This window comes from Bifidobacterium sp. LH_419, assembly GCF_056356955.1.
This window is the reverse complement of the sequence record NZ_JBKEVG010000002.1, coordinates 1-13,130: the sequence shown is the minus strand read 5'-3', so window position 1 is coordinate 13,130 and position 13,130 is coordinate 1. Positions and strand designations below refer to the sequence as shown.

Sequence of the window (13,130 nt, the reverse complement as noted above, 5' to 3'; positions counted from 1 at the left end):
TCCTTTCGATATGCGGGTTCGCTAGGTAGCGGTGATTGTGGTTGGGATGAAGCGGCGTCGCGGTCGCCGTCACGCCGCCGATGCGGGATGCGGCGTGACGGTGTGCTTGGCCCCGTCCCGGTCGATGAGCAATGCGGAGAACAGCGAATCGGATTCCCCGGCGACGAGATCGGCGAACCGCTCGCGTCCGGCGGCGATGGCGGTGGTGGCCCACATGTCCGCGTCGGTCAGATGCGTGCCGATGACGGTGGCCTGGATGAGGTCGTCGGCCGTCCGGTCGATGTGTTCGCCGCGTTTCGACGTGCCGCTGGTCGCGACCGCCCCGTCGGCGAGACGCACGGTGCCGGCGAGCATGCCGGCGTCGCGCGGATCCTCGATGCCGACGCCCCAGACGTAATCGCTGTCGGAGGCGACGCCCAGCTGCATGTCGCCTCCGCCGCCGAGCGCGGCCGCCTCGGCGCGCCCGGAGTCGAGCAGCGGGCGCAGGAAGCGCGTGAACGCGCGTTCGATGGCCCACCCCTTGACCAGGCCGACCGGATCGTAGTGTCCGTCGCGCATCGCACGGAAATGGCCGTGCGTGACGTCGGCGGCCATGGCGGCACGCGCATAGACCTCGTGGAAGTCGTGGTCGTCGAGCAGGCCGCTCCAGTCGCCGCGGTTGGCGCGCGAGGTGAGCGAATCGTCGCGGAACGGCGAGAACGTGCGGTCCACGTGCGACAGGAATTCACGGCATGATTCGGCGGCCCCGCGCAGGATGGATTCGTCGGCGCGCCTCAGACGCAGCGTGAACGGCATGGTCATGAGGTGGAAGACCGCGGTGCGCAGCATGCCGTCGTCCGTGGCGTGGTAGGCGATGGCGGTGGACGTCATGTCACTTCGCCTGGTCGAGCGCGTCCTGCAGCGAGCCGATGAATCCTGTGGAGGTCTCGGTCGCGCCGGAGACCATCTGGATGTCGGCGCTTTGGGCCTTGACGGCCTCGTCGGACAGCTGCGGGATCGCCTGCTGGGCGATTCCGAGCGAACGCGGGTTGTCGCTCGGGTATTTGACGGCGGCGACCTGCGTGACCTTGCCGTCGGCCACGGTCACCTGCACCTGCACGTCGCCTTTGGATGTGGCGACGACCGCGCCCGTGTAGACGCCGTCCTTGAACGCGCCCGAATCGGACGAGGTGCCATCGGAGCCATCGGCAGAGTCGGTGCCGGAATCGGAATCGGCGCCGGCGCCCCCGTCCGATGCCGCCGAGCCAGAGCTTCCCTTGCCGGAGGCGGACGAGGAGCCGGACGTGCCCGACCCCAGCGGCGTGCCCGAGGCCACCGACGGGGAGGCGGCGCTCCCCCTGCCGGCGAACAGCAGCATCATGTCGGCGGCCGCGGCGAGGATGCCGATGACGGCGATGACGGTCGAGATCGCTTTGCGACGCATATGGTTTCCCTTTGCAATCGATGAATAGGCTGAAATATCAAATACCACGATTCGTGGTATTCCCCTGCCTTGCCATCATAGGGAAGCCACCGACCCCAAAGCCTAGAAAAACCTGAAAAACCGGTGGAAAAAGGCTTGCGCTGTGGGCAAGCTCACATTGCGGCGGTTTCGGCCGGTTCCTCCGCCGTCACATAACGGCGCAGCAGCGTGGTGATGACGACGGCGAGCGCGGCGAAGACGGCACCGAACGGGCCGAGCCAGGTGAGTCCCAGATGGTCGTTGACGAGTCCGCCGACCGCGGATCCGATGGCGATGCCGATGTTGAAGCTCATCGAGTTGAGCGAGGCGGCGAGGTTCATCGATCCCGGGTGCGACTGGGCGGCGACGTCCATGTACAGCACCTGCGACGACGAGTTGAACAGGTACATCATCATGCCGAGGGCGACGAGCAGGATCGCGCCGTACACGGGGACGACGGGCGCGAGCGCGAGCGTGGCGAGCAGTACGGTGTGCAGGCAGAAGACGGGGCGCGTGCGCACGAGCGGTTCGACGCCGCGGCCGCGCTCGGCGAGCTTGCCGCCGTACAGGTTGCTCCACAGGCAGGCGACGCCGTAGAGGACGAGTCCGATGCTCACATAGCGTTCGGGCACGCCGATCTCGTCGCGCATGATCGGCGTCAGATACGTGTAGAACACGTAGCTGGAGGCCGCGCCGCACACGACGGTGAGCACGCCGCCCCAGATGCGGTGGTCGAAGAAGAGACGGAACTGGCGCAGGAAGCCGATGGTCACCGGGTGCGAGTTGCGCGGCAGGACGAGGAACATCATCGCCATGAGCGCGGCGGTGGCGGCGGTGATGATGAGGAACGTGATGCGCCAGCTGAACGTGTTCGCCACCCACGTGCCGAACGGCACGCCGACGACGGAGGCGATGGAGAACCCGGAGAACACCCATGCGATGAACTTGGTGCGGTATTTGTCCGTGGTGACGTCGGGCGCGTAGGTCATGGCGATGGCGACGAGCGTGCCGGAGACGAGCGCAATCATGATGCGGGCGACCAGCAGGACGGCGTAGTTGGGCGCGAGCGCGCACAGGAGGTTGCCGACGAGGAAGACGCCCATGAGCGTCAGGTAGGTCGCGAAGCGCGGGAACCGGGCGGAGATGGCGGAGCCGAGCGGCGTGACCGGCGCGTAGACGAACGCGAACAGGGCGACGAGGTTGCCGACGGTCACCTCGGACACCTTGAGTCCCTGCGCGATGTCGGGCAGGATGCCGACGACCACGAACTCGCTCATGCCGAGCATGAAGCTCGCGAGGACGAGAATCGTCACCGGCAGGTTGAAGAAGCGGTCGGATCGGGTCGAAACAGGTTTCTCGCCGGGTTCCGTCACGGGTGCGGGATTATTCGTCATCTTCCTGGTTCTTCCTCGTCATGTCGTTCCATGTGCATGCTATTGGCCCAGCCCTACAATGGAGATGAAGCGACACGCGGGTGGAAGGGGCGCGGCATGTTCGGCGATTCCGATAGCGGACAGATCAGGTGGGACGGCGACGGCGCCGGGACCGATGGCGGGACCGGCAAGCCGGATACGAACGACACGATCAATGGGAACAGCGGGGCCGACGGTCCACGCGAAGGCGGCGGACCCGATAAACCCGATAACCCCGATAAACCCGGCAAACCTAACGACTCCGGCGAGACCGACCGATTCGAGAAAGCGACGATGCACCGGGTGCGCACACTGCTCATCGTCGCCGCCGTGGCCGTGCTGGTCGTCCCCCAGCTCGTGGGCTTCTGGCGGGTCACACGCGCCATGAAGTCCATATCATCATCGTCATCATCATCGTCCTGGAGCACGACGCCGGCACCGCAGGACCCGGAGATATCGGTCAAGGAGGGCAACGGCCCGTTGACCGGAAGCGACACGGACGACACGGCCGTCCTCACCGTCGACAAAGCCGTGTCGGGAGGCGTGGACCGCATCGACGGCCGACCACTCATCGTCGTCTACTTCACGCTGGAGAACACCTCGGAGCATGCGATACAGCTCAACCTGATTTCCGACCCGCAGGCCTCGCAGCATGGGCTGGAGCTTCCACGCTCCTCCGTGCAGGACGTCTACGAGAACGGCGAGCACCATACGCCGCTCGAAGGCTACGACGCGGACTCGCGGCAGCGGACCGTCATGCCGAAGGAGAAGACCTCGATCCAGTCCACCTACCGGATCATGGACGCGTCCGCGCCGGTGACGTTCACGGCGCTCGGATTCCACGGGACCGACGCGGTGTCCGCCGCGTTCTCCGTCGCCGCGGGCAGGCCGATGGGCGAGGAGTTCGGACGCATCGCACTGGATTCCGCCCCCAAGGCCACGGCACCCGACGAATCCGATCTCAAGAGCTACATCCCGTTGCGAGACTGGCGCGGCACGACGGTCCTCGGCTACGTGAAGCCGCTGAAGGCGGAGCGCGGACCGGACACGAGCAGGGGCGAGCACACGATCGTCGTCACCTATGCGTGGGTGAACAAGCGCAACAAACCCCAAGGCCTGACCGACATGGCCAGCCTCGAGGTATGGAAGGACGGGTCGAAGCTCGATATGACGTACCTACCCGAGCATGACGGCGACGACTACACGGCCAACGAACAGCTGCTGGACCTCGACGCCGGCGCGTCGGCCCGGATCCAGGTCGCCTACCTCGCCGACGAGCCCGGGAAGGTCGAGGTGCGCATCCGGTCCTCCGCGCAGCCGTCGGACACGAAGCCCGTCACGAGGACGTTCACCGTCTCCTGACCGCCGCGGCCGCGACCCGTGGCGAAGCAACGGCACATGGCAACATGGCAATCACACGGAAAAGGCGGGGCTTCCAGCAACAGGAAGCCCCGCCTTCACGCATGCGCGCCGACCGCACCTTACCCTTACAGCTTCGGCAGGTACGTCTTGAGCTCGTACGCGGTGACCTGGCGGTTGTACTCCTCCCACTCCTGACGCTTGTTGCGCAGGAAGTAGTTGAACGCATGCTCGCCGAGCACGTCCGCTACGAAATCGGACTTCTCCATGATCTTCAACGCGGCGCCGAGCGAGCGCGGCAACGGCTCGATGCCCATGGACTGGCGCTCCTCGTCGGTGAGCTCCCACACGTCGTCGCTCGTCGGCTCGGCCAGCGTCATCTGCTTCTCGATGCCGTCGAGGCCGGCGGCCAGCAGCACCGAGTACGCGAGATACGGGTTGGCGACCGGGTCGAGGCCGCGGAACTCCATACGCGCGGAATTGCCCTTGCCGGGCTTGTACTGCGGGATGCGCAGCAGCGCGGAACGGTTGTTGTGGCCCCAGCAGATGTAGCTCGGCGCCTCGTTGCCGCCCCACAGGCGCTTGTACGAGTTCACGTACTGGTCGGTGACCGCGCAGATCTCCGCCGCATGGTGGAGGATGCCGGCCGCGAACTGGCGGGCGGTCAGGGACATGTTGAACTCCTGGCCGGCCTCGTAGAACGCGTTCGCATCACCCTCGAACAGGCTCAGATGCGTGTGCATGCCGGAGCCGGGCGCGTCGGCCAGGGGCTTGGGCATGAAGCTCGCGTGGATGCCGCGTTCCAGCGAAATCTCCTTGACCACGGTGCGGAACGTCATGATGTTGTCGGCCGTGGTGAGCGCGTCCGCGTACCGCAGGTCGATCTCGTTCTGACCGGGGCCCGCCTCATGATGCGAGTACTCCACCGAGATGCCCATCTGCTCGAGCATGTTCACGGTGGCGCGGCGGAAGTCCATGCCGGGGCTGCGCGGCACGTGGTCGAAATAGCCGCCCTCGTCGATCGGCGTCGGGGCCTTCGACCAATCGTCCTGCTGCTCGAACAGGTAGAACTCCATCTCGGGGTGCACGTAGAACGTGAAGCCCTTCTCCTTCGCCTTGGCGAGCGAACGCTTCAGCACGTGGCGCGGGTCGCCGAGGCTCGGCTCGCCGTCCGGGGTGAGCACGTCGCAGAACATGCGGGCCGTCCCCTGCGGTCCGCCGCGCCACGGCAGGATCTGGAAGGTGGAGGGATCCGGCTTGACGATCATGTCATCCTCGGACACGCGCGTCATGCCCTCGATGGCCGAACCGTCGAATCCGAGCCCCTCCTCGAACGCAGCCTCCAGTTCCGCCGGCGCGATGGCCACGGACTTCAGCGTGCCGAGCACGTCCGTGAACCATAGACGAATGAAGCGCACGTCGCGTTCCTCGACGGTGCGCAGGGCGAACTCCTGTTGCTTATCCATAGTGCCCAATCCTCACACCCACGTGTTAGGGCTTTGTTACCTCGGCGCACGTCACGCTACAGTGGTGCCCATGAGCGAAGCCGCACAAGACCATCTCACCCCATCCGCCAATCCGCCCATCGACGTCACGTCATGGGAACGGGCCGACTCCCCCCGCGAGCGTTCGCGCGCCGGCATCGCCGCACGCGCGAAGGCGCCGCTCGAATCGCACGCCGTCTGGCAGGTGCGGTCCGGCCGCCGCGAGGCGATCGACCTGCTCGAGGAGCAGTCCGCGATCCGCGTGCCCGATCTGATCCCGCTGCGTTACAAGCGCATGAGCGCCAGCCCGTTCACGTTCTACCGCGGCACGGTGCTCATCATGACGAACGATCTGGCGACCACGCCGGTCACCGGCATCCCCGTGCAGTGCGTGGGCGACGCGCACATCGGCAATTTCGGCATCTTCCGCTCCCCCTCCGCCCGTCTCGTGTTCGACATCAACGACTTCGACGAGACGGCGACCGGACCGTGGGAGTGGGATCTCAAGCGTCTCGCCGTGTCCGTGGAGATCTGCGGACGCGCGAACAAGCTCAAGGAGAAGGCGATCCGCGAGGCCGTGCTCCAATGCACGCGCGAATACCGCGAGCGCATCAAATGGTTCTCCGAAATGGATTATCTCGACGCCTGGTACGAGCATCTCGACGTGGAGGAGACGCTCGACCGGTTCGAGACGACCGGCGGCGGCAAGCGCAACGGCACGCTGCGCCAGGCCGCGATGAAGGCGCTGCTCAAGGACAACGACGCGGCCGCCGCGAAACTGTGCCGGTTCAAGGACGGCAAGCTCAGGTTCAAGTCGAATCCGCCCGAACTCGTGCCGATCAACGAGCTCGACAGCTACGCGGATCTCGACGCGTTGCAGGCCCGTCTCGACACGCTGTTCGAGAACTACCGCCATTCCCTGTACGAGGATCGCCGCTGGGTGTTCGACCATTTCCGTTATCAGGATGCGGCGCGCAAGGTCGTGGGCGTCGGTTCGGTGGGCCAGCGCGCCTGGGCGAGCGTGTGGATCGCGCGCGACATCGACGATCCGATGATGATCCAGATGAAGGAGGCCACGTATTCGGTGCTCGAGCATTACTGCGGCGCCTCCCCGTACGCGACGCACGGCGAACGCGTGGTGCAGGGCCAGAAGCTCATCCAATCCACGGCGGACGTGCTGCTCGGCTGGACGAGCTTCCTCGCCGAGGACGGTAGGAAGCGCGACTACTACGTGCGTCAGTTGTGGAACGGCAAGGGGTCGATCGACATCGACAACCTCAACGCCACGGCATTGTCCGATCTGGCGCGCATGTGCGCCTGGTGCCTCGCCCACGCGCATGCGCGCACCGGCGATTCGATCGCGATCGCGAACTATCTGGGCGGCTCCGACGAGTTCGACCAGGCGATCGCCTCGTTCGCCGTCAGCTACGCCGAGCAGAACGACGAGGACTACGCCGTCTTCAAGAAGATGATCAAAAAGGGCCAACTGCCCTGCGCGTAGAGGATGTGAGGGACACGCTCCGCCCCTCCGGGAATCCTGGCGCCGACCTCTCTCGGCACGGCGCCGCCCTTTCTCGGCGCAAGGATTCCCGGAAATCATCCCCTTCTTCCGGGAATCCTTGCACTGAGACGACGTCAACACAAGAAATCCCGGAAGACTTGCGTATCTTCCGGGATTTCCCGCGCCGGCTCATCAATCGTCATCCTTCGGACGACATCCGGCACCTACTTGGTCTTTCGATGCCTACTTCGCGACCTCGAGCGCCTCTTCGAGCGTAAACGCGCGCGCGTAGAGCGATTTGCCGAGGATCGCGGAGTCGACGCCGAGGTCGGCGAGCTCGCGGATGTTCCTCAGATCGTCGAGCTTGGAGATGCCACCGGAAGCGGTCACCTTCGCGTCGGTGCGTTCGGCGACCTCACGCAGCAGGTCGAGGTTCGGCCCGCTCATCATGCCGTCGCGCGCGACGTCGGTGACGACGTAGCGCGAACATCCGGCATCGTCGAGCATCTTCATCGTCTCGAACAGGTCGCCGCCTTCGCGCGTCCAGCCGCGCGCGGCGAGCGTGTGCCCGCGCACGTCGAGACCGACGGCCACGCGGTCGCCGTATTTCGCGATCGCCTTGCGCGTCCATTCCGGGTTCTCGAGCGCGGCGGTGCCGATGTTGACGCGGGCGGCGCCGGCTTCGAGCGCGGCGTCGAGCGACGCGTCGTCGCGCACGCCGCCGGACATCTCGATGTTGACGCGGCTGCCGAGCTCGTGGACGATCTCGCGCAGCTGGGCGCGGTTGTCGCCGGTGCCGAACGCGGCGTCGAGGTCGACGAGGTGGATCCATTCCGCGCCGGATTCGACCCACGTGCGCGCCGCCTCGAGCGGGGAGCCGTAGTCGGTTTCGGAGCCGGACTCGCCTTGGCGCAGTCGCACGGCCTTGCCGTCGCGCACGTCGACGGCGGGAAGCAGGGTGAGGGACATGATGGGAGCCTTTCTCGGGGATTGGTGGTTGGCCGCGATGACGCGGTTGTGACGATGGCGGCCGGTGACGTCGGTCAGAACGTGGCGATCCAGTTCTTCAGGAGCTGGGCTCCCGCATCGCCGGACTTCTCCGGGTGGAACTGGGTGGCCGACAGGGGCCCGCGCTCGTAGGCGGCGACGAAGCGGCTGCGGCCGTACGTGCACCAGGTGACGTGCTGTTCGTCAGCGATCTCGATCTGGAGTCCGGACAGATCCTTCGCCGTCGCCTCATGCGCGGCGTAGGAGTGGACGAAGTAGAAGCGTTCGTCCTCCACGCCCTTGAGCAGCGTGGAGCCTTCCGCGCCTTCGACCGTATCCCAGCCCATGTGCGGCACGACGTCCGCGTCGAGCGGGTCGACGGAGCCGCCGATCAGGCCGACGCCGGCGGCGTTCTCGCCATGCTCATGACCGGTCTCGAACATCACCTGTTCGCCGACGCACACGCCGAGCACCGGGCGTCCGGCGCGCAGACGGTCGACGATCACGCGGTCGCCCTGCACGTGGCGCAGGCCCTCCATGCAGGCGGCGAACGCGCCGACGCCCGGCACGACGAGACCGTCGGCCTCGAGCGCCTGACGGTAGTCGGAGGTGAGCGAGGTGTCGATGCCGAGTCGTGCGAGCGCGCGCACCATGGAACGCACGTTGCCGAATCCATAGTCGAAGACGACTGCTGTGGTCACGGGATTCTCCTTATCGATATGACAGGTTATTCGATGCTGGAACCGCGGGTGGCTCCCCCACGGCCCATGCGCGTGTGGTCGGCGATCACCTTCATCGCCTGATCGTGGTCCATACTCCCCGAGTCGACCACTTCGAAGCCCTTCGACTTCAATTGGGCGACGGTGGTGATGCCGAGCATAAGGTCCTCCACGAACCGCGGCGTCGAGTTGAACAGGATGGGCGGGGCGAGCGTGGATCCGGCCTGTCCGCCCGCGTACAGGGTGACTTCGAGCTTGTCGGCGCGGTTGACGCCGAGCACGACGCTCATGCCGCCGACGACGGTGGTGATGTCGCGCGCCGCCGCCTCGGGCGCGTCGCCGTCGAGACTGCGCAGTACGGCGACGGCACCCTGGTTGGAGCCGATGCAGTCGGCGGAGATGTCGGACAGCTGGCAGAACGCGGCGAGCAGCTGCGCCGACGCGATGCGCGTGACGAGCGCCGCCATCTTCGCCTTGTTGCCGAGCAGTCCCTCAAGCGCGTCCTCGAATCCGGTGGCAGGATCGATCGAGGAGGCATCATCGGGGATGTCGATGCCGTCGATGTCCGGCAGGTCGCCGTCGGAGGCGGAGGCGCCGGATCCGTCGGCATCGCCGGTGCCGCTCTCCTGCGCGAACTCCTTTTCGAAGCCCTCCATCGCCTTGGCGATGTCGTCATCGGAAAGATGGCCCGCGTCCGGATCGAAATCGTCGGGGCCGTCGCTCTTGCCGTCGTCCCAGCCGGACATCACAGCGATCCCTTCGTGCTCGGGATCAGACCCTCGATGCGCGGATCGGGTTCGACGGCGAACCGCAGCGCACGCGCGAACGCCTTGAACTCGGCTTCGGCGATGTGGTGCGGATCGCGGCCGGCGAGCACCTGCAGGTGCAGGCAGATGCCGGCGTGCAGCGCGATCGACTCCATGACGTGGCGCACGAGGGAGCCGGTGAAGTGGCCGCCCATCATGCAGTATTCGTAGCCTTCCGGCTCGCCGGAGCACACCACGTACGGACGGCCGGAGATGTCGACGACGGCCTTGGCGAGCGCCTCGTCGAGCGGCACGGTGGCGTCGGCGAAGCGGCGGATGCCGCGCTTGTCGCCGAGCGCCTGCCTGAGCGCCTCGCCGAACACGATGGCCGTGTCCTCCACGGTGTGGTGCACGTCGATGTCGGTGTCGCCGTGCGCGTGAATCTTCAGGTCGATGAGCGAATGCTTGCCGAGCGCGTTCATCATGTGGTTGTAGAACGGCACGGAGGTGTCGATGTCGGTCTGGCCGGTGCCGTCGAGATTCAGTTCGAGGTCGATGTGCGACTCGCTGGTCTCACGGACGATGTGCGCGGTGCGCGCCATGATGTTGCTCCTTCAGGAAAGTTGCGGGAAAGTCTGCGTTGCGACGTGGTGATGCCGTTCGCGTGGCCTCATTCGGCTTCCACGATGCGCAGGGTCTCGGCGAGGGCGTCGCGGAATCGCGCCATCTCCTCGTCGGTGCCCATGCACACGCGCAGCCAGCCGTCCGGACCGACGACGCGGATGAGGACGCCGCGCTTCAACAGCTCGTCGAAGATCGCGTCGCGCTTGTCGAAGCGTCCGCCGAACAGCAGGAAGTTGGAGCCGGATTCGGCGACTTCGAGATGCACGCCCTTGTAGGTCTGCTCCTTCAGCCATGCGGCGGTCGCCTCGCGCGTCTCGCGCAGGTGGCCGACGCGGCTCAGCTGCTCGTCGGTGTGCTCGAACGCGGCGAGGGCGGCGGCCTGGGTGACGGCCGACAGATGGTACGGCATGCGCACGATGCGCACGCAGTCGATGATGCCCTTGGACGCGGCGAGATAGCCGACGCGCGCGCCGGCGAAGGCGAACGCCTTGCTCATCGTACGGCTGACGGCCAAGTTCGGATGATCCTTGATGAGGCTCACGGCGCTCGGGGTGCCGGGGTTGCGGAACTCCACATACGCCTCGTCGATGACGAGGATCGGGTGCACGCCTTCGCCGGCGCCCTCCACCTCGGCGGTCTCGCAGGCGGCGAGGATGCGCTCGATGTCCTCCATCGGCAGCGGCGTGCCGGTCGGATTGTTCGGGCTGGTGAGCAGCACCATGGACGGCTTGACCTCGTGGATCGCCTCGATGGTCTTCTCCACGTTGAGCGTGAAGTCCTCGTTGCGGTGGGCAAGCTTCCAGCCGGTGAACGTGTCGCGCGCGTACTCCGGGTACATCGAGTACGTGGGGTCGGCGCCGAGCGCGGTGCGGCCCGGGCCGCCGAACGCCTGGAACAGCTGGAGCATGATCTCGTTGGAGCCGTTCGCGCCCCACAGTTCGTCCACGTCGAGGCGCGTGCCCGACTCGCGGGCGAGATAGTCGCTGAATGCACGGCGCAGTTCGATGTGCTCGCGGTCCGGGTAGCGGTTGAGCGTTGGGGCGATCTCGCGCACGCGGCGGGCAATCGTGTCGCACACGGCCGGATCGGGCGCATACGGGTTCTCGTTGACATTGAGGCAGACGGGCACGTCGAGCTGCGGCGCGCCGTACGGCTCCTCGCCGATCAGATCGTTCCTCAGGGGCAGGTTCGAGGGGATGGCACTCACAGCAGACCAGCTTCCTTCTCCTGCTCGCGCAGGGTCGCCTTGTCGTACGGATCCTTGACGAAGCGGGACAGCACGCACTCGCCGTGGGCGGGCAGGTCCTCGGACACGGCGAACGCGTTGATGCGCGCGGCGAGGGCCTTCAGACCTTCCTCGTCGTATTCGATGACCTCGACGGGCTTCATGAAGGTGTGCACGCCGAGACCGGCGGCGAAGCGGGCGGTGCCGCCGGTGGGCAGCACGTGGTTGGAGCCGGACATGTAGTCGCCGAGCGGCACCGGCGAGTAGGGGCCGCGGAAGATGGCGCCCGCGTTCTTGATGCGCTTGACGACCTCGTCCGCGTTCGCGGTCTGGATCTCGAGGTGTTCGGCCGCGTAGGCGTTGGCCGCGTCGATGGACTGGTCGAGACCGTCGGTGAGGACGATGGCGGACTGCGTGCCGGAAAGGGACGTGTGGACGCGTTCGGCGTGCTCGGTGCGCGGCACGCGGTAGTTCAGGTTCTCCTGCACCTTCTCGGCGAGCTCCGGCGAATCGGTGAACAGCACGGAGCCGGCGAGCTCGTCGTGCTCGGCCTGGCCGATGAGGTCGGCGGCCACGAGGCTCGGGTTCGCGTCCTTGTCGGCGATGATGCCGATCTCGGTGGGGCCGGCGACCGCGTCGATGCCGACGAACGCGGAGACGAGGGACTTGGCGGTGGCGACGAAGATGTTGCCCGGGCCGGTGATCTTGTCGACCGGATCGCACAGCACGGCGCCATCCTGCGGCTCGGAGCCCTTCGCGCCGTAGGCGAACATGGCGATGGCCTGGGCGCCGCCCACCGCGTACACCTCCTTGACGCCGAGGATGGCGCAGGTGGCGAGGATGGTCTTGTTCGGCAGGCCCTTGTCGTTGTCGCGGGCCGGCGGGGTCGCGATGGCGAGGGATTCGACGCCGGCGGCCTGCGCGGGCACGGCGTTCATGATGACGGAGCTCGGGTACACGGCCTTGCCGCCGGGCACGTACAGGCCGACGCGCTGGATCGGAATCCAGCGTTCGGCAACGCGGGCGCCGGGCGCGAGATCGGTGTGGAAGTCCTTCGGCACCTGGTTGGTGGCGACGGCGCGGGCGCGGCGCACGGATTCCTCGATGGCGGCGCGCACTTCCGGGTCGAGCGTGGTGAGCGCATCCTGGATGGCCTCTTCGGGCACGCGCAGGTGCTCGGGGCGCACACGGTCGAACTTCTCCTCGAAGTCGCGCAGGGCGGCCGCGCCGCGCTCCTTGACGTCGTCGAGGATGGGGCGCACCAGATCGGTGGCTTCGGAGGTGCCCATGGCGGCGCGCGGCATCGCGGCCAGCAGTTCGGCACGGGACAGGACTTGACCGCGAAGGTCGATGATTCGCATGATGTTCTCGCTCATAACAGCCCATCGTAACAACGGCGATGGTTGGAATGACGGGGAATGTCCACTTTTCACCCGCATGGTGAGACATGTCCGGGTATGCGTGGACCCCCGGGAGCGTGTGCTCGACCGGGGGTCCTTATCGTTATAATGCGGCGGCGTGCTACTCTCCCACACTCTCTCGGGTGCAGTACCATCGCCGTGCCAGGTCTTAGCTTCCGGGTTCGGAATGGGACCGGGCGTCTCTCCTGGGCTATGACCGCCGCAAATCTTC

General features: G+C 66.6%; 12 protein-coding genes and 1 rRNA gene. 2 read left to right on the top strand and 11 right to left on the bottom strand.

The features are described 5' to 3' along the window. Positions 1-69: 69 nt before the first annotated feature. The 3 genes from AC1AYX_RS02650 to AC1AYX_RS02640 all read right to left on the bottom strand — a co-directional run bounded on the left by AC1AYX_RS02650 (position 70) and on the right by AC1AYX_RS02640 (position 2,835). A complete protein-coding gene (locus AC1AYX_RS02650; protein ID WP_476502056.1) occupies positions 70-870 on the bottom strand; it encodes an FAD:protein FMN transferase in 801 nt (266 codons plus the stop codon). A 1-nt stretch (position 871) separates the two neighbouring features. Beyond that, the gene (locus AC1AYX_RS02645; RefSeq protein ID WP_476502055.1) at positions 872-1,423 is read right to left on the bottom strand and encodes an FMN-binding protein; all 552 of its coding nucleotides are present in this window, start codon (positions 1,421-1,423) and stop codon (positions 872-874) included. A 152-nt stretch (positions 1,424-1,575) separates the two neighbouring features. After that, on the bottom strand, positions 1,576-2,835 hold the full coding sequence (locus tag AC1AYX_RS02640; RefSeq protein ID WP_476502054.1) for an MFS transporter: 1,260 nt from the start codon (positions 2,833-2,835) through the stop codon (positions 1,576-1,578). Positions 2,836-2,931: 96 nt separating this feature from the next. On the opposite strand from AC1AYX_RS02640, the gene AC1AYX_RS02635 reads away from it, so the two are divergent. Further along, positions 2,932-4,215 carry a DUF5067 domain-containing protein gene (locus tag AC1AYX_RS02635; RefSeq protein WP_476502053.1) on the top strand — a complete coding sequence of 428 codons (1,284 nt, stop codon included), beginning with the start codon at positions 2,932-2,934 and terminating at the stop codon, positions 4,213-4,215. A 125-nt stretch (positions 4,216-4,340) separates the two neighbouring features. On the opposite strand, the gene glnA is transcribed toward AC1AYX_RS02635, so the two are convergent. Beyond that, positions 4,341-5,678, bottom strand: a complete 1,338-nt coding sequence (gene glnA / locus AC1AYX_RS02630; RefSeq protein WP_476502052.1) for a type I glutamate--ammonia ligase — start codon at positions 5,676-5,678, stop codon at positions 4,341-4,343. 70 nt (positions 5,679-5,748) lie between these two features. Here glnA and AC1AYX_RS02625 point away from each other — a divergent pair, with 70 nt between their 5' ends. Further along, positions 5,749-7,197: a DUF2252 domain-containing protein gene (locus AC1AYX_RS02625; protein ID WP_476502051.1), complete on the top strand. Its 1,449-nt coding sequence runs from the start codon at positions 5,749-5,751 to the stop codon at positions 7,195-7,197. Positions 7,198-7,440: 243 nt separating this feature from the next. Here AC1AYX_RS02625 and priA read toward each other — a convergent pair whose 3' ends face one another. The 7 genes from priA to rrf form a co-directional block, all read right to left on the bottom strand. Next, positions 7,441-8,166: a bifunctional 1-(5-phosphoribosyl)-5-((5-phosphoribosylamino)methylideneamino)imidazole-4-carboxamide isomerase/phosphoribosylanthranilate isomerase PriA gene (gene priA / locus AC1AYX_RS02620; protein ID WP_476502050.1), complete on the bottom strand. Its 726-nt coding sequence runs from the start codon at positions 8,164-8,166 to the stop codon at positions 7,441-7,443. Between the two features lie 74 nt (positions 8,167-8,240). Further along, on the bottom strand, positions 8,241-8,885 hold the full coding sequence (gene hisH, locus AC1AYX_RS02615; protein WP_476502049.1) for an imidazole glycerol phosphate synthase subunit HisH: 645 nt from the start codon (positions 8,883-8,885) through the stop codon (positions 8,241-8,243). A 26-nt stretch (positions 8,886-8,911) separates the two neighbouring features. Beyond that, positions 8,912-9,649, bottom strand: coding sequence for a hypothetical protein (locus AC1AYX_RS02610; RefSeq protein ID WP_476502048.1), 738 nt, complete (start codon positions 9,647-9,649; stop codon positions 8,912-8,914). Then, positions 9,649-10,251, bottom strand: a complete 603-nt coding sequence (gene hisB, locus AC1AYX_RS02605; protein WP_476502047.1) for an imidazoleglycerol-phosphate dehydratase HisB — start codon at positions 10,249-10,251, stop codon at positions 9,649-9,651. The genes AC1AYX_RS02610 and hisB overlap by 1 nt, the downstream gene beginning before the upstream one ends. Before the next feature lie 68 nt (positions 10,252-10,319). Beyond that, positions 10,320-11,480 (bottom strand): histidinol-phosphate transaminase, encoded by a 1,161-nt coding sequence (locus AC1AYX_RS02600; RefSeq protein WP_476502046.1) that lies wholly within the window; start codon positions 11,478-11,480, stop codon positions 10,320-10,322. Further along, complete coding sequence (gene hisD, locus AC1AYX_RS02595) at positions 11,477-12,874, bottom strand: histidinol dehydrogenase (RefSeq protein ID WP_476502045.1); 1,398 nt, start codon at positions 12,872-12,874, stop codon at positions 11,477-11,479. The genes AC1AYX_RS02600 and hisD overlap by 4 nt, the downstream gene beginning before the upstream one ends. A 132-nt stretch (positions 12,875-13,006) precedes the next feature. Beyond that, positions 13,007-13,123 (bottom strand): 5S ribosomal RNA (gene rrf, locus AC1AYX_RS02590). Between the last annotated feature and the right edge of the window lie 7 nt (positions 13,124-13,130).

Excerpts from the sequence above, each read along its gene's own strand:
- AC1AYX_RS02650 (WP_476502056.1), bottom strand. The coding sequence starts at position 870 with ATGACGTCCACCGCCATCGCCTACCACGCCACGGACGACGGCATGCTG.
- AC1AYX_RS02645 (WP_476502055.1), bottom strand. The coding sequence starts at position 1,423 with ATGCGTCGCAAAGCGATCTCGACCGTCATCGCCGTCATCGGCATCCTC.
- AC1AYX_RS02640 (WP_476502054.1), bottom strand. The coding sequence starts at position 2,835 with ATGACGAATAATCCCGCACCCGTGACGGAACCCGGCGAGAAACCTGTT.
- AC1AYX_RS02635 (WP_476502053.1), top strand. The coding sequence starts at position 2,932 with ATGTTCGGCGATTCCGATAGCGGACAGATCAGGTGGGACGGCGACGGC.
- glnA (WP_476502052.1), bottom strand. The coding sequence starts at position 5,678 with ATGGATAAGCAACAGGAGTTCGCCCTGCGCACCGTCGAGGAACGCGAC.
- AC1AYX_RS02625 (WP_476502051.1), top strand. The coding sequence starts at position 5,749 with ATGAGCGAAGCCGCACAAGACCATCTCACCCCATCCGCCAATCCGCCC.
- priA (WP_476502050.1), bottom strand. The coding sequence starts at position 8,166 with ATGTCCCTCACCCTGCTTCCCGCCGTCGACGTGCGCGACGGCAAGGCC.
- AC1AYX_RS02610 (WP_476502048.1), bottom strand. The coding sequence starts at position 9,649 with ATGTCCGGCTGGGACGACGGCAAGAGCGACGGCCCCGACGATTTCGAT.
- hisB (WP_476502047.1), bottom strand. The coding sequence starts at position 10,251 with ATGGCGCGCACCGCGCACATCGTCCGTGAGACCAGCGAGTCGCACATC.
- hisD (WP_476502045.1), bottom strand. The coding sequence starts at position 12,874 with ATGAGCGAGAACATCATGCGAATCATCGACCTTCGCGGTCAAGTCCTG.